The 23,899-nt window shown below is 63.6% G+C and carries 18 protein-coding genes; 16 read left to right on the forward strand and 2 right to left on the reverse strand.

What is annotated here, in order from left to right; genetic code table 11:
- Nucleotides 1-105: 105 nt before the first annotated feature.
- The 16 genes from gyrA (at nt 106) to AC0L4C_RS14235 (ending at nt 21,031) form a co-directional block, all read left to right on the forward strand.
- Nucleotides 106-2,919, forward strand: a complete 2,814-nt coding sequence (gyrA, locus tag AC0L4C_RS14160; protein ID WP_473400303.1) for a DNA gyrase subunit A — start codon at nt 106-108, stop codon at nt 2,917-2,919.
- Nucleotides 2,920-3,011: 92 nt separating this feature from the next.
- Nucleotides 3,012-3,629: a LysE family translocator gene (locus AC0L4C_RS14165; RefSeq protein ID WP_473400304.1), complete on the forward strand. Its 618-nt coding sequence runs from the start codon at nt 3,012-3,014 to the stop codon at nt 3,627-3,629.
- A gap of 1,035 nt (nt 3,630-4,664) precedes the next feature.
- Nucleotides 4,665-8,117 carry a DNA polymerase III subunit alpha gene (gene dnaE, locus AC0L4C_RS14170; RefSeq protein ID WP_473400305.1) on the forward strand — a complete coding sequence of 1,151 codons (3,453 nt, stop codon included), beginning with the start codon at nt 4,665-4,667 and terminating at the stop codon, nt 8,115-8,117.
- Between the two features lie 177 nt (nt 8,118-8,294).
- Nucleotides 8,295-9,062, forward strand: a complete 768-nt coding sequence (rpsB, locus tag AC0L4C_RS14175; RefSeq protein WP_473400306.1) for a 30S ribosomal protein S2 — start codon at nt 8,295-8,297, stop codon at nt 9,060-9,062.
- 77 nt (nt 9,063-9,139) lie between these two features.
- Entirely contained in the window at nt 9,140-10,063 is a 924-nt protein-coding gene (gene tsf, locus AC0L4C_RS14180) for a translation elongation factor Ts (RefSeq protein ID WP_473400307.1), read from the forward strand.
- Between the two features lie 105 nt (nt 10,064-10,168).
- Nucleotides 10,169-10,882, forward strand: coding sequence for a UMP kinase (pyrH, locus tag AC0L4C_RS14185; RefSeq protein WP_473400308.1), 714 nt, complete (start codon nt 10,169-10,171; stop codon nt 10,880-10,882).
- 27 nt (nt 10,883-10,909) lie between these two features.
- Nucleotides 10,910-11,470, forward strand: coding sequence for a ribosome recycling factor (frr, locus tag AC0L4C_RS14190; RefSeq protein ID WP_473400309.1), 561 nt, complete (start codon nt 10,910-10,912; stop codon nt 11,468-11,470).
- Nucleotides 11,471-11,501: 31 nt separating this feature from the next.
- A complete protein-coding gene (locus tag AC0L4C_RS14195; protein ID WP_473400310.1) occupies nt 11,502-12,263 on the forward strand; it encodes an isoprenyl transferase in 762 nt (253 codons plus the stop codon).
- Entirely contained in the window at nt 12,260-13,144 is an 885-nt protein-coding gene (locus AC0L4C_RS14200; RefSeq protein WP_473400311.1) for a phosphatidate cytidylyltransferase, read from the forward strand. The genes AC0L4C_RS14195 and AC0L4C_RS14200 overlap by 4 nt, the downstream gene beginning before the upstream one ends.
- A gap of 74 nt (nt 13,145-13,218) precedes the next feature.
- The gene (gene rseP, locus AC0L4C_RS14205) at nt 13,219-14,328 is read left to right on the forward strand and encodes an RIP metalloprotease RseP (RefSeq protein ID WP_473400313.1); all 1,110 of its coding nucleotides are present in this window, start codon (nt 13,219-13,221) and stop codon (nt 14,326-14,328) included.
- 345 nt (nt 14,329-14,673) lie between these two features.
- On the forward strand, nt 14,674-16,683 hold the full coding sequence (gene bamA, locus AC0L4C_RS14210; protein WP_473400314.1) for an outer membrane protein assembly factor BamA: 2,010 nt from the start codon (nt 14,674-14,676) through the stop codon (nt 16,681-16,683).
- An 89-nt stretch (nt 16,684-16,772) separates the two neighbouring features.
- Nucleotides 16,773-17,795, forward strand: coding sequence for a UDP-3-O-(3-hydroxymyristoyl)glucosamine N-acyltransferase (lpxD, locus tag AC0L4C_RS14215; RefSeq protein ID WP_473400315.1), 1,023 nt, complete (start codon nt 16,773-16,775; stop codon nt 17,793-17,795).
- Nucleotides 17,795-18,277, forward strand: a complete 483-nt coding sequence (gene fabZ, locus AC0L4C_RS14220) for a 3-hydroxyacyl-ACP dehydratase FabZ (RefSeq protein WP_473400316.1) — start codon at nt 17,795-17,797, stop codon at nt 18,275-18,277. Before lpxD ends, fabZ begins: the two co-directional genes overlap by 1 nt.
- A gap of 11 nt (nt 18,278-18,288) precedes the next feature.
- A complete protein-coding gene (gene lpxA, locus AC0L4C_RS14225) occupies nt 18,289-19,089 on the forward strand; it encodes an acyl-ACP--UDP-N-acetylglucosamine O-acyltransferase (protein WP_473400317.1) in 801 nt (266 codons plus the stop codon).
- Nucleotides 19,090-19,911, forward strand: a complete 822-nt coding sequence (gene lpxI / locus AC0L4C_RS14230; RefSeq protein ID WP_473400319.1) for a UDP-2,3-diacylglucosamine diphosphatase LpxI domain-containing protein — start codon at nt 19,090-19,092, stop codon at nt 19,909-19,911.
- 4 nt (nt 19,912-19,915) lie between these two features.
- Nucleotides 19,916-21,031 carry a lipid-A-disaccharide synthase gene (locus AC0L4C_RS14235; protein ID WP_473400320.1) on the forward strand — a complete coding sequence of 372 codons (1,116 nt, stop codon included), beginning with the start codon at nt 19,916-19,918 and terminating at the stop codon, nt 21,029-21,031.
- Here AC0L4C_RS14235 and gltA read toward each other — a convergent pair.
- Together gltA and gltX are read right to left on the reverse strand one after the other, a co-directional pair.
- Nucleotides 21,028-22,317, reverse strand: coding sequence for a citrate synthase (gltA, locus tag AC0L4C_RS14240; protein WP_473400321.1), 1,290 nt, complete (start codon nt 22,315-22,317; stop codon nt 21,028-21,030). The genes AC0L4C_RS14235 and gltA overlap by 4 nt on opposite strands.
- Nucleotides 22,318-22,471: 154 nt before the next feature.
- On the reverse strand, nt 22,472-23,887 hold the full coding sequence (gene gltX / locus AC0L4C_RS14245; protein ID WP_473400322.1) for a glutamate--tRNA ligase: 1,416 nt from the start codon (nt 23,885-23,887) through the stop codon (nt 22,472-22,474).
- Between the last annotated feature and the right edge of the window lie 12 nt (nt 23,888-23,899).

The following is a 23,899-nucleotide window of genomic DNA, read 5'->3' on the forward strand; positions in this document are numbered from 1 at the left end:
CACCTAAATGTGTGAGTTGCCGAGAGCCGGCGGCGGCAGGAGTCGCACGGCGCAACGGAATCAAGTAAGCCCGGCGAAACAGGGCCAGACCCGGAAAAGGTTCGCGTGACAGACAAGCCAGAAGACCAGGCGGGCGCGCCGCCGCCGCCGTCCGATATCGTTCCGATCTCCATTACCGACGAGATGCGCAAGTCGTATCTCGATTACGCCATGAGCGTGATCGTCAGCCGGGCGCTGCCCGACGTGCGCGACGGGCTCAAGCCGGTGCACCGGCGTATTCTGTTCTCGATGCACGAGCAGGGCTACGAGTGGAACCGGCCGTATCGCAAGTCGGCCCGCGTGGTCGGCGATGTCATCGGTAAGTACCACCCGCACTCGAACGATGCGGTCTACATGTCGCTCGTGCGCATGGCGCAGGAGTTCTCGCTGCGCGTGCCGCTGATCGACGGGCAGGGCAATTTCGGCTCGGTCGACGGCGATATGCCCGCCGCCATGCGCTACACCGAAGTGCGCATGGAGCGGGTGACCGGCTCGATGCTCGAGGACCTCGACAAGAACACGGTCGATTTCAAGGACAATTACGACGCCTCCGAGCGCGAACCGACAGTGCTGCCGGCGCGCTTCCCGAATCTGCTGGTCAATGGCGGCGGCGGTATCGCCGTGGGCATGGCGACCAATATCCCGACCCACAATCTGGGCGAGGTGATCGACGCCGTGCTCATGATCATGGAGCAGCCGGGCGCCACGGTCGAAGAACTGATGCAGGTGATTCTCGGCCCCGACTTCCCGACGGCGGGCATCATCCTGGGCCGCTCGGGCATCCGCCAGGCCTATGAGACGGGCAGGGGCTCGATCCTCATCCGCGGCAAGGTGCATACCGAGGAGCTGCGCAAGGAACGCGAAGCGCTCATCATCACCGAGATCCCGTATCAGGTGAACAAGCTCACCATGATCGAAAAGATCGGCGAACTGGTGCGCGAGAAGCGCATCGAGGGCATCTCCGACGTGCGCGACGAATCCGACCGTCACGGCATGCGCGTCGTGATCGAGCTCAAGCGCGACGCCGTGTCCGACGTGGTGCTCAACCAGCTCTACCGTTTCACCCAGCTGCAGGATTCGTTCGGCTGCAATTTCGTGGCGCTCAACGGCGGCAAGCCGGAGCTGATGAACCTGCGCGGCATGCTGACGGCGTTCATCGACTTCCGCGAGGTCGTGGTGACGCGGCGCACGCGCTTCCTGCTCAACAAGGCGCGCGACCGCGCCCATATCCTGGTCGGCCTGGCCGTGGCCGTGGCCAATGTGGACGAGGTCATCGCCCTGATCCGCACCTCGCCCGACCCGGCGACGGCGCGCGAACGGCTGATGGCGCGCGACTGGCCGGCCCATGACGTGGCGCCGCTGATCGCGCTGATCGACGATCCACGCCACAAGATCCAGGACGACGGGACGTTCAAGCTGTCGGATGAGCAGGCCCGCGCCATTCTGGCGCTGACGCTGTCCCGGCTTACCGCGCTTGGCCGCGACGAAATCGGCGAGGAGCTCAACGGGCTCGGCACCGATATTTCCGAATATCTGGACATCCTTCGCTCGCGCGAGCGGGTGATGGCGATCGTGCGCGAGGAACTGGTGGCCATTCGCGACCAGTACGCCACGCCGCGCAGGACCTCGATCGACGAGGCGGCCGGCGACTTCGACGACGAGGACCTGATTGCCCGCGAGGACATGGTGGTGACCGTCACGCATGGCGGCTACATCAAGCGCGTGCCGCTCTCGACCTACCGAGCGCAGCGCCGCGGCGGCAAAGGCCGCTCGGGCATGTCGACGCGCGACGAGGATTTCGTCGCCCGGCTATTCGTTGCCAATACGCATACGCCAGTGCTGTTCTTCTCGTCCAAGGGCCTCGTCTACAAGATGAAGGTCTGGCGGCTGCCGATCGGCGAGCCGCAGGCGCGCGGCAAGGCACTGATCAACCTGCTGCCGCTCGATCAGGGCGAACGCATCACCTCGATCATGCCGCTGCCCGAGGACGAGGGCGACTGGCAGAAGCTCGACATCATGTTCTCGACACTGCGCGGGACGGTGCGCCGCAACTCGCTCGCCGATTTCGTCGACATCCGGCAGAACGGCAAGATCGCCATGAAGCTCGATGACGGCGACGGCATTGTCGACGTGGCCACCTGTTCGGCCAGCGACGACGTGCTGCTGACGACGGCTCTGGGCCAGGCCATCCGCTTCCAGGTCGATGAAGTGCGCGTCTTCAAGGGGCGCGATTCGACCGGTGTGCGCGGCATCCTGCTGGCCGAGGGCGACAAGATCATCTCGATGGCGATCATCCATCACTTCGACGCCGATTCCTCGGAACGGGCGGCCTATCTCAAGATGAGCCGTGCGGTGCGCGGCGAAGGCGAGAGCGAAGAGACCGCTGCTGATGATGCCGAAGAAGCGGTGGCCGGTGAACTCGACCAGGAGCGCTACGCGGCCATGTCGGCGGCCGAGCAGTTCATTCTCACCATTTCCGAGAATGGCTACGGCAAGCGCACGTCCAGCCACGAGTACCGGATCACCGGGCGCGGCGGCAAAGGCATCGTCGCCATGGCGGTCAACAAGCGCAATGGCCCGCTGATCGGCTCGTTCCCGGTCGAGGATGCGGACCAGATCATGCTGGTGACCAATGGCGGCCAGGTGATCCGGGTGCCGGTCGATGCCGGCCCGGACAACCGCATCCGCATTGTCGGCCGCTCGTCGCAGGGCGTCACGGTGTTCGATACCGCTGACGGCGAGAAGGTCGTCTCGGTCGAGCGCATCGTCGAACCGGAGGCCGATGACGAGGAACTCGAGGCGGGAGCGGACGGCGCGGGCACTGCCGATGGCGAGGCCCCGGAGGCACCTGACGCGCCGGAGACACCGCCGTCGGAGTAACCGTTCAGTCAACGGATAGTTCTTTCAATTTCCGTTGAAATGGTGGAATGATCTCAGGCGAGCACATTGCTTGCCTGAGGCTGGAGGCCGCCATGATCGATCCTGGACTTCTCCTTCCCTATCTGCTGGCCTGCCTGCTGTTCTCCATCGTCCCGGGGCCATCGGTGACCGTGGTGGTGGCCAATTCGCTGGCCGGCGGCACACGCGCCGGCCTGCTGACCATCCTGGGCACCGAGATCGCCATGCTGGTGATGGTTACCATTGTGGCGCTCGGGCTGGAGGCTGTGATGACGCTGGTCTCCGAGGCCTTCATGGTGATCAAGCTGGTGGGGGCGGCCTATCTGATCTGGATCGGCTGGAAGATGTTCACGACGTCGGGCCGGCTGCATCTGCAGGCGGGCGAGCGCCTGCCGACCTCGAGATATCTCTGGCAGGGCGCGGTGGTGAACCTTTCCAATCCGAAGACGCTGCTGTTTCTCGGCGCCTTCCTGCCGCAGTTCATCGATCTGTCGCGTCCCGCCTTCGAGCAGATCATGGTGCTCGGGCTGATCGTCATGGCCGTCGCCACGGCATCGGACAGCGTCTATGCCGTACTGGCCGGCAGCGCCCGGCAGGTGCTGACTGCCGCACGGGTTCGGCTCGTCAGCCGCGTCTCCGGCGCGATCCTGATGGCCGGCGGCGTCTGGCTGGCGCTGCTCAGGAAGGCGTGACCGAGGTCGGAGGGTGACGATGGCTGCCGCCGTCTGCCCGTCTGTCGCGCCGTACATCTCTCTCACCCCTCATGGTGGGCCTCCTCGTGGTGAGCCTGTCGAACCACGAACCACGAGGGGCTGCATCGGAGCCCGACCCTGCGGCACACCCGACCTCGTCCTTCGACAGGCTCAGGATGAGGTCTCTCTGCTAAGGTTGCACATGGTCTACCCCCCACCGCCGTCATCCCGGCGCCGGCCGGGACCCAGTAGACGCCAGCGCCTCCATTATTCACCAGCCTCACCGTCACCCTCCCCCTCGCGGGGGGGGGGGGGAGGGCCGGGTGGGGGGGCGAGAGCCACGATGGGTCATTCATCCCACCGATATCACTCGCGCGCCGACGACAGCGGCAAGCCACTGACGCAGCAGGATGATCCAGCCCCATCATCAAACTTGTCCCCGCTCTCACCGCTCGGCGTAATCTCCTCCCATCTCCCCGCGACGGACGGGAAGCGCGACGAACGCTTGCGGAGGGGACTGCCGGGAGGGGGAAGGGAGTCGTCTCACGCCCCTGGGCCAGGCGCACGGAGTTGAAAAGGGGCGGCAAGTCGGGCTCCAGTCTCCCGAAGCGCGGGACAATGCCACAAAACCCGGTTCCCCGAGGCGGCTACCGTCTCGTTATTATCATACCCAGAGACGGCAAGCGCCTCGGGGCCCGATCCACCACACACCAACCGGAGGCGGCAACGCCGGCCGGGCGGAGAGGCATGCGCAACAGCAAGGATAACGGGCACAAGCGAGGCGCATTAACGGTTGATTTACGGTTACACCGATGTCGCTCGACATGAACAGAAAGAGAACATATAAGAACGGAATAGCAACTGTGGAGGTTCCGATGCTCTCTTTCGTCAAAGATCTGCTGGCATTCCTGGTTCTCGGCGGCTTTTCCGTCGGTTCGCTTACATGGATGGATATTGCCGCCCGACTCGTGTGACGGCTGTGGATTGACACCCTCGTGAGTTGGCCGCGGCCTGCACACGGACTAGGAACGGTACATGGCTGGCCCCGGATTCATTCACCTGCATGTTCACTCCGGCTACTCGCTGCTCGAGGGCGCCCTGCCGCTCGAAAAGCTGATCGCGCTGGCCAAGGACGACAAGCAGCCGGCGATCGGCATTGCCGACACCAACAATCTCTTCGGTGCACTGGAATTCTCCGAGAAGGCCTCGGGGAAGGGCGTGCAGCCGCTGATCGGCACAGAACTCGCCATCGATTTCGGTGGCGAGGAGGGGCGGCCGAACGAGCGCGGGCCAACGGCCAAGAACGCTGTGGTGCTGATTGCGGCGACCGAGAGGGGCTTCGGCAATCTGTCGCGGCTGGTGAGCAAGGCGTTTCTCGAAAGCGAGAGCGGCCAGACGGCGGCGAGGCTCGAGTGGCTCGACCGCGACAGTCTCGAGGGCATCATCTGCCTCTCGGGCGGGCCGGAGGGGCTGGTCGATCCGTACTTTGCCAACGGGCTGGACGGGCACGCGCATCTGCGTCTCGATACTTTGCGCGACCTGTTCGGGGACCGGTTCTACATCGAACTGCAACGACACGGCCGGCCGCAGGAAGCGATCAACGAGGCCAAGCTGATCGACTACGCCTACCGGCACGGTGTGCCGCTGGTGGCCACGAACGAGCCCTATTTCCCTGCCGCCGACGATTTCGAGGCGCATGACGCGCTGCTGGCCATTGCCGGCGGCACGGTGCTGGCGCAGACCGAGCGCCGCAAGCTCACCGACCAGCACTACTTCAAGAGCCGCGCCGAGATGATGGCGCTGTTCGCCGACCTGCCGGAAGCGCTCGAGAACTCGGTGGAGATCGCGCAACGGGTCAGTTACCGGCCGAAAAAGCGTGATCCCGTGCTGCCGAAATTTGCCGCCGCGCCCGGTCTCGACGAGCAGGAGGCGCTCGATGCGGAAGCCGCCGCGCTGGCCGACATGGCACGCGAGGGGCTCAAGAAGCGCATTGCCAGCAGCGGCATTGCCGCCGGCTGGACCGAGGAGCGCTACTGGGAACGGCTGGAGTTCGAACTCGGCATCATCCAGAAGATGAAATATCCGGGCTACTTCCTGATCGTGGCCGACTTCATCCAGTGGGCCAAGCAGCAGGGTATTCCCGTCGGCCCCGGCCGCGGCTCGGGTGCCGGGTCGCTGGTGGCGTTTGCCACCACCATCACCGATCTCGATCCGCTGCGCTACAACCTGCTGTTCGAGCGCTTCCTCAATCCGGAACGCGTGTCGATGCCGGACTTCGACATCGATTTCTGCCAGGACCGGCGCGAAGAGGTGATCCGCTACGTCCAGCGGAAATACGGCTTCGACCAGGTTGCCCAGATCATCACCTTCGGAACGCTGCAGGCCCGCGCCGTGCTGCGCGACGTCGGCCGGGTGCTGCAGATGCCCTATGGCCAGGTGGACCGGATCTGCAAGCTGGTGCCGGCCAATCCGGCCGATCCGTGGTCGATCGAGCGGACGCTCAAGGAAGTGCCGCAATTGCGGCAGATGGCCGACGAAGACGAGATGGTGGCGCAACTACTGGCCGTCGGGCAGAAGCTGGAAGGGCTGTTCCGGCATGCCTCGACCCACGCTGCCGGCATCGTCATCGGCGATCGGCCGCTGCAGGATCTGGCGCCGCTCTACCGCGATCCGCGTTCGGACATGCCGGTCAGCCAGTACAACATGAAGTGGGCGGAGGCTGCCGGGCTGGTCAAGTTCGACTTCCTCGGTCTCAAGACGCTCACCACCATCCAGCGGGCCGTGGCGATGGTGAACCGTAACCATCCGGGTACCGATCTGCGGATCGAGGATATCCCGCTCGACGATCCCGACACCTACAAGCTCTATCAGCTTGGTGACACCGCCGGCGTGTTCCAGGTGGAAGGGCAGGGCATGCGTCGGGCCCTGATCGACATGAAGCCGGACCGCTTCGAGGACATCATTGCCCTGGTGGCGCTCTATCGACCTGGTCCGATGGACAACATCCCGCTGTTCAACGATCGCAAGCACGGTCGCGAGAAGGTGGAATACCCGCACGAAGCACTGAAGAGCGTGCTCGACGAGACCTATGGCATCATCGTCTATCAGGAACAGGTGATGCAGATCGCGCAGATCCTGTCGGGCTATTCGCTCGGCGAAGCCGATCTGCTGCGCCGCGCCATGGGCAAGAAGATCAAGGCCGAGATGGATGCGCAGCGCGTGCGCTTCCAGGAGGGCGCGGTCACCTACGGTCTGAAAAAAGGCCAGGCCGACACGATCTTCGACCTGCTCGCCAAGTTCGCCAATTACGGTTTCAACAAGAGCCACGCGGCGACCTACGCGTTGGTCTCGTACCAGACGGCCTATCTGAAGGCGCACCATCCGCTGGAGTTCTATGCGGCGACGATGACGCTCGACATGGGCAACACGGACAAGCTCGCCGAATTCCGTGGCGATGCGAAAAAGCACGGCTATCCGCTGATCCCGCCCTGCGTGAACCGGTCGATCGATGTGTTCGACGCCCGCGACGGCAAGATTTTCTACGCCATCGGGGCGGTCAAGGGGGTCGGGCAGGCAGTTGCGGAGCATATCGTGAAGGCGCGAGGCGACCGGCCCTTCGCCGATCTTGCCGATTTCGCCACCCGGGTGGATCCGCGCATCATCAACCGCCGCACCCTCGAGACCATGGTCAATGCCGGCGCCTTCGACCTGCTGGTGCCCAAGCGCGAGCAGGCCTTTGCGGCGATCGACTCGATCATCGGCACGGCGCAGCGCACCAGTTCGAACGCCAGCGACGGCATCACCGACATGTTCGCGTCCGATAGCCCGGAGCCGATCAAGCTGACGCAGAATGTCACGACGTGGCGGCCGGAAGAGCGGCTGGAGCGGGAACGTGCCGCCATCGGCTTCCACCTGTCAGGGCATCCGCTCGACCAGTTCACCGAGCTGTTCGAGCGGCTCAAGGTCAAGAGCTGGTCCGAGTTCGAGCGGGCGGTCAAGGAACTGGGCGCCAGTGCGGGCAAGCTCGCCGGCACCATTTCGTCGCGCAACGACCGGCGGACGCGCAAGGGCACGCCGATGGCGATCATTGCGCTGTCGGACGCCACCGGCAGTTTTGAAGTCATCGCCTTTTCCGAGCAGATCACGCAGTTCTCTGATGTCCTGACCACCGGCAAGTCGGTGATCCTCAGCGTGGAGGCCGACGAGCGGCCCGATGGCATCGGGCTGCGGCTGATTGCGGCCGAGCCGATCGAGAAGGCGGCCGAGCGGGTCGGCAAGGAGTTGCGGATCTATGTCGAGGCCGACAAGTGCATCGGTCCGATCCACTCGCAGCTCCAGCCGGGCGGGGAGGGGCATGTGGTCTTTGTCATCCCCAAGGGGCCGGCCAAGGACTACGAGATCGACGTTCCCGGCCGTTTCCGGCTGACGGCGGAACTGGCCGGTGCCGTCAAGGCGCTCAACGGCGTGGTTGACGTGCGGCTCAACTGAACTGAACGCCTTGCATAACGGGCGTTTTTCGCCTATATGCCGCCTCGCGTCCGGTGCATCCGGCGCAAATTCACACGCAAGGCTGGCGCTCCGATACTGATTTCGGCTGCTCCGTCCGGTGGCGGGAAACCGCTGCGACGTCTTGCGGAGGCACAACCGGTAAAGGAGAATTGCCCCATGGCAATGCCCGATTTCTCTATGCGTCAGCTGCTCGAAGCCGGCGTCCACTTCGGCCACCAGAAGCATCGCTGGAACCCGAAGATGGAACGCTTCATCTTCGGCGTTCGCAACGACATCCACATTCTCGACCTGAGCCAGTCGGCGCCGCTGCTGCAGCGCGCCCTGCAGCTCGTGTCCGACACCGTTGCCGATGGCGGCCGCGTGCTGTTCGTGGGCACCAAGCGCCAGGCCGCTCCCGTGGTCGCCGAAGCTGCCCGCCAGTCGGCGCAGTACTTCGTCAATTCCCGCTGGCTCGGCGGTACGCTGACCAACTGGCAGACGATCTCCAACTCGATCGCCCGCCTGCGCGCGCTGGAAGCCCAGGAAGCCGAAGGCTTTGAAGGCCTGACCAAGAAGGAGCGCCTGCTCCTTGATCGGGAGCGTGAGCGTCTCGAGCGTGACCTCGGCGGCATCAAGGACATGGGCAACCTGCCCAGCCTGCTGTTCGTCATCGATACGAACAAGGAAGCCAACGCCATCAAGGAAGCCCGTCGTCTCGGCATTCCGGTGATCGCCATCGTCGACACCAATTCCGATCCCGACACGGTGGATTTCCCGGTGCCGGGCAATGACGACGCCAGCCGTGCCCTCGAGCTCTACTGCTCGCTGGTCTCGAAGGCGGCCATCGACGGCATTTCGCGCTCGTCGGCCGGCCGCGGTGCCGACCTGGGTGCTGCCGAACAGGCGCCCGAAGAGCCCGTGCTGGCAGCCGACGCCGCCAACTAAGCCGGCTCGCCGGTTCAGCACTGATTTCAATGATATTGGCGGCTCCTGCGGGAGCCGCACCATGAGGTGATCCGCAGATGTCAATCACAGCTCAGCAGGTTAAGGAACTCCGCGATGCCACCGGCGTCGGGATGATGGACTGCAAGAAGGCCCTGGCCGAAACCAATGGCGACATGGACGCCGCAGTCGACTGGCTGCGCACCCGTGGCCTCGCCAAGGCCGCCAAGAAGGCCGGTCGCGTGGCCGCCGAAGGTCTGGTCGGCGTCAACATCGAAGGCACCAGGGGTGCCATCGTTGAAGTGAACTCCGAAACCGACTTCGTGGCGCGCAACGAGCAGTTCCAGTCGATCGTGGGCAATGTTGCCAAGCTGGCCATCGAGGCGAATGGCGACGTGCACGTGCTTTCGGAAATGCCGTATCCCGGTTCGGGCCGCTCGGTTTCGGGCGAACTCACCGATGCCATCGCCAAGATCGGCGAGAACATGAACCTGCGCCGTTCGGCGGTCATCGAAGTGTCCGATGGCGTCATCGGCAACTATGTCCACAACTCGGTCAAGCCGGGCATGGGCAAGCTGGGCGTGATCGTGGGCATCGAGTCGACTGGTGACAAGGACGTGCTGGCGAACCTGGGCAAGCAGCTCGCCATGCACATCACCAATACCTCGCCGCTGTCGGTGTCGCCGGACGACATCGACCCGGAAATCGTGGATCGCGAGCGCGCGATCTTTGCCGAGCAGGCACGCGAGTCCGGCAAGCCGGCCGAGATCATCGACAAGATGGTCGAAGGCCGCGTGCGCAAGTATTACGAGGAAGTCACGCTGCTGGCGCAGACGTTTGTGATCGACGGCGAGAGCAAGGTTGCCGACGTGGTCAAGGCCGCCGAGAAGGACGCCGGGGCCCCGATCAAGATCACCAAGTTCGTGCGCTACGGGCTGGGTGAAGGCATTGCCAAGGAAGAAAGCGACTTCGCGGCCGAAGTTGCAGCCACCGCAGGCGTCTAACCACTTTTATCGGGGCGCAGTGCTATCCACTGCGCCCCGAAATGCACTAACCTCGCGCCGGCGTTTCCGGATTCGGTCGCCGAACAGCATACGAGGGGTCGGCCAATGGCCAAATCCGACTACAAGCGGATTCTACTGAAGGTGTCCGGTGAAGTGCTCGCCGGTGACCAGTCTTTCGGCATCGAGCCGCAATTCCTGAACGCAGTTGCCAAGCAGATCGTGGATGTGGCGCGCACCGGCGTGCAGATTGCCATCGTCATCGGCGCCGGCAACATCTTCCGCGGCATGGCCGTTGCCGCCAAGGGCGCCGACCGCGTCACCGGCGACGTGATGGGCATGCTGGGCACGGTGATCAACTCCCTTGCCCTTGGCGACGCCATCGAACAGCAGGGCCAGAAGGTCAAGGTCTATACCAGCGTGCCGATGCCAACCGTGGCCGACACGTTCACGGCCCGCGACGCAGCGGCTGCCCTCCGGGACGGGCACGTAGTTGTCTGCTCGGGTGGTACCGGCAATCCGTTCTTCACCACGGACACGGCCGCTGCCCTCAAGGCCATCGAGCTGCGCTGCGATGTGCTGCTCAAGGGCACCAAGGTGGACGGTGTCTATTCCGAAGATCCCAAGAAAAATCCCGCGGCCCAACGGTACGAGACGATCAGCCATGAAGAGGTGATCGCCCGGAACCTCAAGGTCATGGACACGGCAGCCTTCGCCCTTGCCCGGGACAATGGCTTGCCCATATTGGTTTACGCGCTTGACGACAAGGAAGGCCTGATGGGCGTCCTCGTCGGCAAGACCAGAAGTACGCGCGTCGGCTGAAACCGACGCCACCGAGGAGTATTTTCCATGGCACAGACCTTTTCGCTCGATGAGCTCAAGTCCCGCATGCAGAAGTCGATTCAGTCGCTCAAGGACGAATTGACCGGTCTGCGTACCGGCCGCGCCAGTTCCAGCCTGCTGGAACCGGTGCAGGTGGAAGCCTATGGCGGCAAGATGCCGCTCAACCAGGTGGCAACGGTGACCGTGCCGGAAGCGCGCATGCTGAGCGTCCAGGTCTGGGACAAGAGCCTTGCCGGTGCTGTCGAGAAGGCCATCCGCAATTCCGGTCTGGGTCTCAACCCGGCGTCCGAAGGCACGGTGATCCGTGTGCCGCTTCCCGAACTGAACGAAGAGCGCCGCCGCGAACTGACCAAGGTTGCGCACAACTATGCCGAGCAGGCCCGAGTCGCGGTGCGGCACATCCGGCGCGATGGCATGGACCTGCTCAAGAAGCTTGAGAAGGATGGCGACATGTCGCAGGACGAGAGTCGCAAGAATTCCGATCTGGTCCAGAGTGCCACCGACGAGGCCGTCTCCGAGGTCGATTCGGTGGTGGCGCTCAAGGAACAGGAAATCATGCAGGTCTAGTGCCACCTGCAGCCGCCCGGGAGGGCAACCGATGTCCATTGACCCCGCCACCAGTCGTCGGCCGAGCCAAGCGCTCGGCCTGAAGATTCCCGGGCATATCGGGGTCATTATGGATGGCAATGGCCGCTGGGCGAAAGCCCGCGGCAAGGCGCGGACCGAAGGTCACATCGAGGGCGTCAAGGCGCTGCGACGGATGGTCGAGCTCTGCATCACCTATGGCGTCGCCAACCTGACCGTTTTCAGCTTTTCCTCGGAGAACTGGAGCCGTCCCAAGGACGAGATCAACTTCATCTTTGGGCTGCTGCACCGGTTCGTGGCGTCTGACCTCGCCAAACTGATCGCCAACAATGTCAGGGTACGGATCATCGGCTCCCGCGAGGGGCTCGAGGAGTCCCTCATCCGGCTGATTGCCGAGGTAGAGGCCAAGACCGCGCAGAATACCGGTCTCAACCTGATGGTGGCCTTCAACTACGGCGGCAAGGCCGAGATCGTCGAGGCGGCGCGGCATCTGGCGCGCGAAGTCGCCGCGGGACGGATGCGGCCGGAGGACATCACCGAGGAGGCGATCGCGGCGTCGCTCTATACGTCGGGCATTCCCGATCCCGACCTGATCATGCGGACCAGCGGCGAACAGCGCGTCTCCAATTTCCTGCTCTGGCAGGGGGCCTATGCCGAACTGGTGTTCGTCGAGGAAAACTGGCCAGATTTCGGCGAGGCGTCGTTCCTTGCCGTTCTCGAGGACTACTCGGCACGCGAACGGCGTTTTGGTGACATCGAGGCGAAGCCGAGGTGAGTTCCCAGGATCAGCCGCCCGAATTCACGCCTTTTGCGAAGCGGTCCTGGACCGATCTCGGCCCCCGGGTGGTTTCTGCCTTGGTGCTGCTGGTGCTCACCGTGGCCGGGCTCTATTTCGGCGGCTATGCCTTTGCGGCCGTTGTCGGCGCGGCATTTGCCGGCTGCTACCGCGAATGGGAGCGGATGGTAACGCTCAAGCCGATCACACCCGTTGGCGGCGTGCTGATCGGGCTGATTGCGCTTTCGGGACTGCTCTATCCGCCCTTTGGCATTGTTTCGAGCGTCATCGCCGTGGCCCTGGCTTGCGTCATCGCCGTGGTGGATGACCGGACGACCGCGGCCTGGCGCTGTGCCGGACTGATCTGGTTCGGACTGGTGATTGCCGCGGTGCTGCAGATCCGCGGCGAGTTGCTGTGGAACGTGCCGGGCGCTACGGACAGGGGGTTCTGGGGCGGGGTTTTCCTTGGGACGGTCGTCTGGGCCACCGATACCGGGGCCTATTTCACCGGCCGACAGGTGGGCGGCGAAAAGCTGGCGCCCGATATCTCGCCCTCCAAGACCTGGTCCGGGGCGCTGGGCGGGCTCGCCATCGGCACCCTGGCCGGACTTGTCCTGTGGCTGATCGTCGTGCCGGCATCGCCCTGGTGGATCGGGCTGCTGCTTGCCGCGGCGACGAGCGTGGTGGGGCAGGTGGGCGACCTGACCGAGAGCGCCATCAAGCGACGGTTCCGCATCAAGGATTCGGGCGACATCATTCCCGGACATGGCGGCTTGATGGATCGACTTGATAGCACCACTTTTGGGGCGTTGTTTCTGTTCGCCATTGGCGTCGCCCATGTCGGGACCGACGCCGTGGCGCATGGATTCCTCGGCTGGTAGCCTTGCCGCACGGCAGTTGACCGGTCTTCAATGATTTTGGCGCCTAATGGCGTGGCGCTGCACAGGAAGCACTTATGGATTTCATCTTCTGGCTCTTGTCCTACGTGGTTCCCTTTCTGGTGGTGCTGACCATCATCGTGTTCGTGCACGAAATGGGGCACTACCTCGTGGCGCGCTGGAACGGCATTGCCATCCAGGCCTTTTCCATCGGTTTTGGCCCGGAACTGGTGGGGTTCAACGATCGCCACGGGACGCGCTGGAAGCTCTCTGCGATCCCGCTCGGGGGCTATGTGCGCTTCGTGGGCGACATGAACGCGTCGAGCATGCCCGACGATGATGCCATTGCCAAAGCCGGGCCGGATCTGGCGCCAAAGCTGTTCGTCAACAAGGACGTCTGGCAACGGATTGCCGTCGTTGCGGCCGGCCCGATCGCCAATATCCTGTTCACGTTCCTCATCCTCTATGCGCTGCTGCTCGGCTATGGCCGCTACACCCTGCCACCGGTCATCGATGGGGTCACGGCGGGCAGCGTGGCGGAGTTGGCCGGGCTTCAGAGTGGCGACCGCATCGTTTCCGTCGACGGCTTCGAGGTGCGAGGTTTCGAGGATTTTCAACGGCTTGTGGCGACAGCGCCGGAGCGGACGGTATCGATTGTCGTCGACCGCAACGGCAGTGACCGGACGATCCAGCTGGTGCCAGAGGCTGCCAGCACGACGGACCGGTTCGGCAACGAGCATCGCATTGGCAGGATCGGCGTCTCCAAGGACGTGCAGCAATCGGACGTCCAGCTCTATCGGCCCGACCCGGTCGAAGCGGTAGGCATGACGTTTGAAGAGATCCGCTTCATCATGGACCGCACCGTGGCCTTTCTGGGCGATTTCTTCGTCGGCCGGGGCGATGTCGAGCAACTGGGCGGTCCCGTCAAGGTTGCCAAGGTGTCCGGGGAAGTGGCAACGCTGGGCGTGATCGCCCTGATCAACCTCATGGCGCTGCTGTCGCTCAATATCGGCATCTTCAACCTGCTGCCGATCCCGATGCTCGATGGCGGCCACTTGGTCTACTATGGCATCGAAGCGGTTCGCGGCCGTCCGCTCAGCCAGAGGGTGCAGGAAATCGGCTTCAGATTCGGTCTTGCCATCGTCTTCACGCTGATGGCGCTGACGCTGGTCAACGACATCTTCTAGGGGGGCGCGGCAAGATTAATTCGGGCCGTCGAGGGTGCGCCGTATTTCCCGTTAATGCCTGACTAACCTAGGTTTTCAGGGTGTTGCAGGAATACACGGGCGCCAATGTTTCGCTAACCGCATCGGTGCTTGCAGCTTGCCCGTGGTTAAAAATCCAGTAAAAGCTAGTGATGGAGTTAGCTGGGGTGGCTGTGCATGGCCGATTCTCCAGCTCGGTCGCACCGAGGCAATAAGAATATGATGAACATTACCAAGCTCATGCGCGGCGCACTTCTCGCGTTGGCGGTCCTGCTTGCAGCCCCAATTGCGGGAGCAGGCGTTCCGCTCGTTGGGTCCACCCAGGCGATGGCCCAAGCCCGTGAGCAACTCATATCCTCCGTGCTTTTCGAGGGTAACAGGCGCTTTTCCGATAAGAACCTGCTGGCGATGGTCGATCTGGCAAGTCGGGGGACTTTCAGCCAGAGCCGTCTCGAGTCCGATATTGAAAGCATCCGGCTGGCCTATGCCAACGAGGGCTTCACCCGCATCAGCGTGACGGCGCGGACCGAGGCGACGCAGGGCGACCGCATCCGCGTGACGTTCGTGATCAACGAGGGTGACCGCGCGGGCATCGCTGCGATCAACTTCGCCGGCAACAACGCCATCGGCACCGGTAACCTCAAGGGCGTCATCCGGACGCGCGAGACGCACCTGCTGAGCTGGCTGTTCAAGGACGACTCCTACACCGAGCAGAAGCTGGCGCTCGATAAGGAACTGATCCGTCTCTATTACGCCAACCATGGCTATCCCGATGCGGTGGTGACCTCGGCCGTTGCCGAGTATGACGCCGGCCGCAACGGCTATTTCATCAACTTCACCATCAGCGAGGGTGAAAAGTACGATTTCGGCAGCGTTGCCATCGAGACCAGCATTGCCGGTCTGAATGCCGATGCGCTGAAGCCGTCGATCCGGACCCGAGAGGGCGGACGCTACACCTATTCCGATCTGGCCAAGACCCAGGCGGACATGGCTTTCGAAGCCACGGCGCAGGGTTATTCCTTTGCCGACGTACGGCCGCGCCTTGATCGTGACGCTGCAAACCGTCGCTTCAACGTCACCTACCTCGTCGACGAGGGGCCGCGGGTCTATGTCGAACGCATCAACATCACCGGCAACGACAAGACGCGCGACTTCGTCATCCGTCGCGAGCTGGACTTTGGTGAAGGCGACCCCTTCAACCGCTCGATGGTGCAGCGCGGCAAGACCAATATCGAGGCTCTGGGCTTCTTCGAGACCGTCGATATCGGCCTCGAGCCGGGTTCTGCTCCCGACAAGGTCGTGATCAACATCGCTGTCACGGAGCAGTCCACGGGCGACTATGGCGTCACTGCCGGTTACTCGACCGCCGATGGTATCCTGGGTGAAGTGTCGCTGACCGAGCGGAACTTCCTCGGTCGTGGCCAGTATCTGCGTGCCGCCATCGGCGCGACGGGTGGTGGCAAGACCTTCGACTTCTCGTTCACCGAGCCCCGGTTCATGGGTCTCCGCGTGTCATCGGGCATCGATCTCTACTACCGCACGGTCGATGAGACGGCGACGAACTTCTATGGTTCGACGGCCTATGGCGGGCAGCTCCGCTTCGGCGCACCGGTCACCGGTGACCTGTCGCTCGGCGTGTTCACCGGCCTGGAACTGAAGTCGATTGTCGACAACAACCCTGATGACTCCAATCTGGTCAATGATGGTCAGACCCTGAACAAGGCATGGCTCGGCTACTCGCTGACCTATGACGGGCTGGACGATCCGAAGAAGCCGACCGAAGGTCTCTATGCGACCTTTACGCAGCAGTATGTCGGCTGGGACCACAACTACCTGAAGACTGAGGCCAAGGCGCGCTACTATCTGCCGGTGCTGCAGGATACGGGTATCCGGACGAGCCTTCGTGCTACGGCCGGTATGCTGAACGACTTCAGTGGTTCGGGCGTGCATCCTCTGGAGGCCTATCAACTCGGGCCGACCTTCGTTCGCGGCTTTGAGAACCGTGGTATTGGTCCGCGGCTTGCCACTGGCGAAGCCATTGGGTCAACCTGGTACGTCGGTGGTTCGGCTGAAGTCGAATTCCCGATCCCGGTTCTGCCTGAGAATTACGGCCTGAGCGCCGCCCTTTGGGCTGATGCTGGCTATGTCGGTGGCGTCGGCGGCAATCTTGCTGCGGATCCGGCCAGCACCGACAATCCGCTGAAGGCGTCGGTGGGTGCCTCCCTGATCTGGGACAGCCCGTTCGGTCCGCTGCGTGGCGATGTCGGCTACGCGATCAGCAAGGCCACGGCAGACCGTACTCAGGTCTTCCAGCTGACCCTGCAGTCGCTGCTCTAGACGAACGCTTGCCCGGAGGCTCCGGGCGTGAAACAAGATTACAAACCGCGGTAGTTGAACCGCGGTTTGTTTTTTGTTGAATTGCGACGATGGTCGATACCCGCTTCCACTCCTTCCCAAAGACCTATGCGCTGCAGGCCCTTGTGGGCGTGCTGCCGCGTTCGGTTGCCGTTGAAGATGCACGGGCGGCGGATTTCGAGGTCGAGGGGGCAGAGGAGCTTGCCGTTGCCGGCAGGGGCCATGTCGCGCTGGCGGCCCACAAGAACTACCTGGCTGACCTGAAGGCGACGGCGGCCGGAGTGGTGATCGTTTCCGCTGCGCTCAGGCAAGACGTGCCGGCGACGAGCATTGCCATTGTCGACGATCATCCGCACGAACTCTTCGCCGACATTCTCGACGCCCTTTATCCGGCCAGTACGCGTGGCGGGGTCGGGCGTGTCGGTGGAACAGAGCCGCTGCTGGAGGCTGACGTTTTCCTGGAACCCAATGTGGTGCTGGGGGCGGGCGTCGAGATCGGCAGCGGCACGGTGATCGGCGCCAATTCGGTCATCGGCGCCGGCGTGACACTCGGCCGGAACTGCATCATCGGCAGCAATGTGACCATCGACTGTGCCTATCTGGGTAGCGACGTGGTGGTCCATCCCGGCGCGAGGATCGGCACGGAGGGGTTCGGCTGGCTTGACCATGCCCGATCCAACCGGAAGATCCCGCAACTGGGCCGGGTCATCGTCCAGGACAATGTCGAGATCGGTGCCAACACGACGATCGATCGTGGCGCCCTCGGCGATACGGTGATCGGAGAAGGAACCAAGATCGACAATCTCGTGCAGATTGGCCACAATTGCCAGATTGGCCGTTTTTGTCTGATCGCAGCGCAGACCGGGCTCTCCGGCTCGACCATACTGGAGGACGGTGTGTTGATGGCAGGCGGAACCGGCACAGGTGGGCACTTGACGATCGGCGCGGGTTCAGTTGTCTACGGACGGGCAGGGGTTTCGAAAAGCTGGCCCGCGGGCAGCAAACTATTTGGCGCGCCGGCGCGCGACATCAAAGAATACTGGCGAGAGACCGCGTTTTTGCGGCGATTGATGAACAAGGGAGAACAGCGTTGATGGATACGGTTGCCAGCCCACCCCAGGACCGGACGCTGACGGCGCTCGAGATTGGCGATATCCTGAAGTGCCTGCCGCATCGCTATCCTTTCCTGATGATCGATCGCATCATCGATATCGATGGCGACGAGTCAGCGATCGGCATCAAGAACGTCTCTTATAATGAGCCGATCTTCCAGGGCCACTTCCCCGGCAAGCCGGTGTTCCCAGGTGTGCTGATCATCGAGGCCATGGCGCAGACGGCCGGGGCGATCGTGATCGCGCATGATGCGATCGCCAACGGCAAGAAGAGCATCGTGCTCATGCTGACGATCGACAAGGCCAAGTTCCGCAAGCCGGCGGGCCCGGGCGACCAGATCGAATTCCATATCAAGAAGATCCATCGCCGCCGTACGGTGGGGCGTTATGCTGCCGAAGCCCGCGTCGACGGTGTGCTGATCGCCGAAGCCGAGGTTGGCGCCATGATCGTTCCGGAGGAATGAGCGTGGGGCACATGGAAGTTCATCCCTCCGCCGTCATCAGTGCCGGCGCCCGGCTCGGTGCGAACGTCAAGATCGGCCCCTATTCGGTCGTCGGCGAAGACGTCGTACTCGGTGATGGGGTTGAACTGGTTTCGCATGTGTCCGTCGCGGGCCGCACCACTATCGGCAAAGGCACGCGGATCTTTCCGTTCTCGTCCATCGGGCACCAGCCCCAGGATCTCAAGTATAGCGGCGAGCCGAGCACGCTGACGATCGGCGACAACTGCGTCATCCGCGAAAACGTCACCATCAATCCCGGCACGGCCGGCGGGAACATGACCACTTCGGTGGGCAATAACTGTCTGATCATGGCGTCGGCCCATGTGGCGCATGACTGCGTTGTCGGTAACAACGTGGTGCTGGCGAACTATGTGGGTCTGGCAGGTCACTCCGTGATTGGAGACTATGTCGCCTTTGGTGGCATGTGCGCGGTGCACCAGTTCGTGCGGATCGGCGCCCATGCCTTCATCGGTGCGCAGAGCATGATCGATGGCGACGTGATCCCCTATGGCATGGCGGTGGGCAACCGGGCCCGGCTGGCCGGGCTCAATCTGATCGGCCTGAAGCGGCGGGGCTTTGACCGCGAGTCGATCCATACGCTGCGGGCGGCCTACCGCATGGTGTTCTCCAGCGAGGGGACGCTGCGCGAGCGTGTCGATGACGCGGCACTGCTGTTCAAGAACGAACCGCTGGTGCAGGACGTGGTCAATTTCATCTCCAGTGCCAGCGACCGGCCGCTCTGCCTGCCGCGTAACGGCCAGGCCGAAGAATAGATGGCCGAGCGACTGGCGTTGATCGCCGGGACCGGCGCGCTGGTCCCCGAGGTCATCGCTGCGGCCCGGAAAAAGGGGTTTGAACTCAAACTCCTTACCCTGGGCAGACGCCGGGAGATTGCCGGCTATGTGCCGGTGCGCTTCAGCCTTACCAGCCCGCAGACGGCCGTGGATGCGATCCGCGAGTTCGGGGCGACGGCCTTCACCATGGCCGGCGGCGTGAGCCTGTCTGACGTGGTGCGCGAAGGCCTGGCGAGCTACTTCAGTGGCGCGCCGGCACGCCAATCGCTTGGCGATACGAGCATTTCCGACCTGGTGGCGCGCCTCGAGGAGATGACAGGGGCGCGGCCGATGGGGGTGCACGAAATTGCACCGGACCTGCTGGCGCCGGATGGACTGATTGGCGGACCGCCGCCGACGGAGCTGGTGCTCGAAACGGCGCGGCACGGGCTCGCGCTGGCGCGCCGGGCAGGGTCTCTCGACCTTGGGCAAGCTGTTGTCGTAGCTGGGAAACGAGCCATTGCCGCGGAAGACGTTGGCGGCACAGACGGGCTGCTGCGGCGGGTGCGATGGCTGCGCTGGCGGGGGCTGGTGGCGGACGGCAAGGCGTCGCCGCTGGTGCTGGCGAAGTGTCCGAAGCCAGATCAGCCGCTCTTCATCGACATGCCGGCGATCGGGCCGAAGACAGTAGAAAATGCAAATAAATCAGGGATTTGTGCCATCGCGGTCGAGGCTGGCGGGACGTTGCTGATCCAGCGATCGCAGATCAGGGCCACGGCCGACCGGCTGGGCGTCAGCGTCATTGGCTTGCCCAATGGCTAGCCCGTTGAAACTCTTCATTCTGGCGGGGGAGCCGTCGGGCGACCGGATCGGGGCCGACCTGGTCGAGCGGCTGCAGGCACAGGTGGAACTCGACCTGGCAGGGGTCGGCGGCGAGGCTTTGACACAAAAAGGCCTGCAGTCTGAATTCGATATGAACGAGCTTTCGGTGATGGGGTGGGCCGATGTGCTGCCCCGATTGCCGAAACTGCTGTGGCGGGCCCACACAGTGGCGCGCAAGATCATCTCGTCGCGGCCCGACGTCGCCGTGCTGATCGATGCGCAAGTGTTTTCGTCGATTGTAGCCGGGCAGGTGCACAAGGCGGCGCCGGACATCCCCGTGGTGCTCTATGTGGCCCCGGCAGTATGGGCATGGAAACCGGAGCGGGCAGCGAAGCTGACGCCGAAGTTCCGCGAGGTGCTTTCGGTCCTGCCGTTCGAGCCGATGTTCATGAAGTCGGTTGGTGGTCCCGAAACCACCTATGTCGGGCATCCGGCGCTGGAGCGCTATCTGGCGCGCCGACAGGTGCCGGAGAGTGGACCGGTGCTGCTGCTGCCAGGAAGTCGGGAAGGCGAGTTGCGCCGCCACCTGCCACTGATGCGCGCCGTGGCCGAACAACTCAGGGGTCATGAGCGGGTAACAGGTTTCCTGCTGCCGACGCCGGGCAATCTCAGGCAGCGCGTGGCAGACGAGGTGGCGACCTGGGACGCGCCGGTCGACGTGATCACCGGCGAGGCGGCCAAGAGCGCAGCCTTTGCGACGGGGATCGCGGCAGCGGCGGTGACGGGGACGGTAACGCTGGAACTGGCCCTGGCGGGGGTGCCGATGGCGACGACCTATGTCGCCGACAAGGGGCAGGCCAAGCGCTGGGTGCAGTACAAGGTGAAGTACGCCTCGCTGCCCAACGCGTTGCTGGATCGCACACTGGTGCCCGAGGTGCTCCAGGTCGAACCGAACCCGCAGGCCCTCGTCAAGGAGATTGGCCGGCTGCTGGACGATAGCGCGGCCGCTGACAGCCAGATGGCGGGGTTCGCCGAGATCAGGGCGCTGATGGAAAAAGGGGCGCCAGAGGCGCCCCGTGTCGATCCGGCGGAGCGGATCCTGCGGTACTACAAGCGCTAGCGCTCGCTGACCGGCTTGTAGTCGCGGGCCGGCGCGCCGTTATAGAGCTGGCGCGGGCGACCGATTTTTTTCTGCGGGTCGCCGATCATTTCCTTCCACTGCGAAATCCAGCCGACGGTACGCGCCACCGAGAACAGCACGGTGAACATCGACGTCGGGAAGCCGATGGCTTCGAGGATGATGCCTGAGTAGAAGTCGACATTGGGGTAGAGCTTGCGGTCGATGAAGTACTGATCCTCGAGCGCGATCTTCTCGAGCTCCTGGGCCACCTGCAAGGTCGGGTTGTTTTGCACGCCGAGCAGGTCGAGGACCTCCTTGGCGGTCTTCTGCATCACCGTGGCGCGCGGATCGAAGTTCTTGTAGACGCGGTGGCCGAAGCCCATGAGCTTGAACGGATCGCTTTTGTCCTTGGCGCGCGCCACGAACTCGGGAATGCGGTCAACGGTGCCGATTTCCTTGAGCATGTTCAGGGCAGCTTCGTTGGCGCCGCCATGTGCGGGGCCCCAGAGGCAGGCCACGCCGGCCGCGATACAGGCGAACGGATTGGCGTCGGACGAGCCGGCCAGACGGACGGTCGACGTCGAGGCGTTCTGTTCGTGATCGGCATGCAGGGTGAAGATCAGATCCATCGCCCGCGCGATGGTCGGGTTCACCACATAGTTCTCGGCCGGAACCGAGAAGCACATGTGCAGGAAATTGGACGCGTAATCGAGATCGTTGCGCGGATAGACGAAGGGCTGGCCCACCGAATATTTGTAGGCCATGGCAGCGATCGTCGGCATCTTGGCGATCATGCGGATCGAGGCGATCTCGCGCTGCCGCGGATCGGTGATGTCGGTGCTGTCGTGATAGAAGGCGGCCATGGCGCCGACCACACCGGTCATGATGGCCATGGGATGCGCGTCGCGACGGAAGCCGCGATAGAAGTAGTGCATCTGCTCGTGCACCATGGTGTGGCGCGTCACCAGCTGGTCGAATTCCTTGAGCTGCGATTTGCTGGGCAGTTCGCCGTAGAGCAGCAGGTAGCAGACCTCGGTGTAGGTGCTCTTTTCGGAGAGCTGATCGATCGGATAGCCGCGATAGAGCAACTGCCCGGCATCGCCGTCGATATAGGTGATGGAACTGTCGCAGGCGGCTGTCGAGGTGAAGCCGGGATCGTAGGTGAACATGCCCGTCTTGGCGTAGAGCGACCGGATGTCGATGACGTCCGGTCCGACAGACCCCGACAGTACCGGAAACTCGAAAGTCTCGTCGCCAATAGTCAGTTTTGCCGTGGTGTCGGTCATGCGCAGTTCTCCTTGGCGGCTGAATGTGCCCGCGGAGGAAACGATGCGGGCAAGCCGATGATATAGTGGGCAGGCTGGATCAGGTAACCCCTTTTAGTCGCAGTCTGCAACACATGGGTGAACAGCGCTGACCTAGCCTTATGGGCTGGTCGGGTCAGGCTGCCTGGTCGGACAGTCGGGCCAGTGATTCCTCGCGTCCGATCAACACCATAACCTCAAAAATGCCGGGCGAAATGGTGCGGCCGGTGAGCGCTGCGCGCAGCGGCTGGGCGACCTTGCCAAGCTTCAGTCCCTTGTCTTCGGCAAAGGCGCGGGCGGCCTTGTCGATGGCGGCAACCGACCAGTCGTCGAGGCCCTGCAGGATGGTCACCAGGGCACCGATATTGGCGCGGCTGTCCGGGGTCAGCTGGGCCGCAGCGGCGGCGTCGACCGATATCGGCCGGACAGCGTAGATGAACTGGGCCAGGTCGATCAGTTCGAGCACGGTCTTGGCGCGTGGCTGCAGTTCGGGCAGGGCGGCGAGCACCGTGTCCTTGTTCTGCGACAGACCTTCGCTGTCGAAGGTGCGGTCGAGTTCAATGGCGGTCGCCAGCATGACCTCGTAGAGCCGCTCTGGCGTGGCGCCGCGGATGTAGTGACCGTTGACGTTCTCGAGCTTGACGAAATCGAAGCGCGCGGCGCCCTTGTTGAGGGCGTCGAGCGAGAACCACTCGACCATCTGCTCGGTGGTGAACAGTTCCTCGTCGCCATGGCTCCAGCCGAGGCGGGCCAAGTAATTGCGCAGCGCCTCGGGCAGGTAGCCCATCTGCCGGTACGCCTCGACCCCGAGAGCGCCGTGGCGCTTGGAGAGCTTGGCGCCGTCGGGACCATGGATCAGCGGGATATGCGCCATTTCCGGCACATCCCAGCCCATGCCGTTATAGATGATGATCTGGCGGGCGGCGTTGGTGAGATGATCGTCGCCGCGGATGATGTGCGTGACGCCCATGTCGTGGTCGTCGACCACCACGGCAAGCATATAGGTCGGCGTGCCGTCGGACCGCAGTATGATGAAATCATCGAGGTTCTCGGTCTTGAACACGACGTCGCCCTGGACATGGTCATGGACAACGATCTCGCCGGATTCCGGGGCCTTGATGCGGATGACCGGGGCGACGCCGGCAGGCGCTTCGGACGGGTCACGGTCGCGCCAGTAGCCGTTGTAGCGGGGCGGCTTGCCGGCGGCGCGGGCACTGTCGCGCATCTCGGCCAGTTCTTCGGGCGAGCAGTAGCAGTGATAGGCCTGGCCGCGCGCCAGCAGCTCGTTCGCCACCTGCGCATGGCGCTCGGCACGCGAAAACTGCATGAAGGGTTCGTCATCCCAGGTCACGCCGAGCCACTTCAGACCCTCGAAGATCGCCTGCACGGCGTCTTCCGTCGAACGCTCGCGGTCGGTGTCCTCGATGCGCAGCAGCATCTTGCCGCCGGTGTGGCGGGCAAAGGCCCAGTTGAAGAGGGCCGTCCGGGCACCGCCGATATGGAGGTAGCCGGTGGGTGAGGGAGCGAAGCGGGTGACAACTGGCTTGGCCATGAGCGACCGGGA

Source organism: Devosia sp. J20-27 (assembly GCF_055808595.1).

Excerpts from the sequence above, each read along its gene's own strand:
- gltX (WP_473400322.1), bottom strand. The coding sequence starts at position 23,887 with ATGGCCAAGCCAGTTGTCACCCGCTTCGCTCCCTCACCCACCGGCTAC.
- AC0L4C_RS14195 (WP_473400310.1), top strand. The coding sequence starts at position 11,502 with ATGTCCATTGACCCCGCCACCAGTCGTCGGCCGAGCCAAGCGCTCGGC.
- pyrH (WP_473400308.1), top strand. The coding sequence starts at position 10,169 with ATGGCCAAATCCGACTACAAGCGGATTCTACTGAAGGTGTCCGGTGAA.
- rseP (WP_473400313.1), top strand. The coding sequence starts at position 13,219 with ATGGATTTCATCTTCTGGCTCTTGTCCTACGTGGTTCCCTTTCTGGTG.
- dnaE (WP_473400305.1), top strand. The coding sequence starts at position 4,665 with ATGGCTGGCCCCGGATTCATTCACCTGCATGTTCACTCCGGCTACTCG.
- lpxA (WP_473400317.1), top strand. The coding sequence starts at position 18,289 with ATGGAAGTTCATCCCTCCGCCGTCATCAGTGCCGGCGCCCGGCTCGGT.
- bamA (WP_473400314.1), top strand. The coding sequence starts at position 14,674 with ATGGCCCAAGCCCGTGAGCAACTCATATCCTCCGTGCTTTTCGAGGGT.
- lpxD (WP_473400315.1), top strand. The coding sequence starts at position 16,773 with ATGGTCGATACCCGCTTCCACTCCTTCCCAAAGACCTATGCGCTGCAG.
- lpxI (WP_473400319.1), top strand. The coding sequence starts at position 19,090 with ATGGCCGAGCGACTGGCGTTGATCGCCGGGACCGGCGCGCTGGTCCCC.
- fabZ (WP_473400316.1), top strand. The coding sequence starts at position 17,795 with ATGGATACGGTTGCCAGCCCACCCCAGGACCGGACGCTGACGGCGCTC.
- frr (WP_473400309.1), top strand. The coding sequence starts at position 10,910 with ATGGCACAGACCTTTTCGCTCGATGAGCTCAAGTCCCGCATGCAGAAG.
- AC0L4C_RS14165 (WP_473400304.1), top strand. The coding sequence starts at position 3,012 with ATGATCGATCCTGGACTTCTCCTTCCCTATCTGCTGGCCTGCCTGCTG.
- tsf (WP_473400307.1), top strand. The coding sequence starts at position 9,140 with ATGTCAATCACAGCTCAGCAGGTTAAGGAACTCCGCGATGCCACCGGC.
- rpsB (WP_473400306.1), top strand. The coding sequence starts at position 8,295 with ATGGCAATGCCCGATTTCTCTATGCGTCAGCTGCTCGAAGCCGGCGTC.
- gltA (WP_473400321.1), bottom strand. The coding sequence starts at position 22,317 with ATGACCGACACCACGGCAAAACTGACTATTGGCGACGAGACTTTCGAG.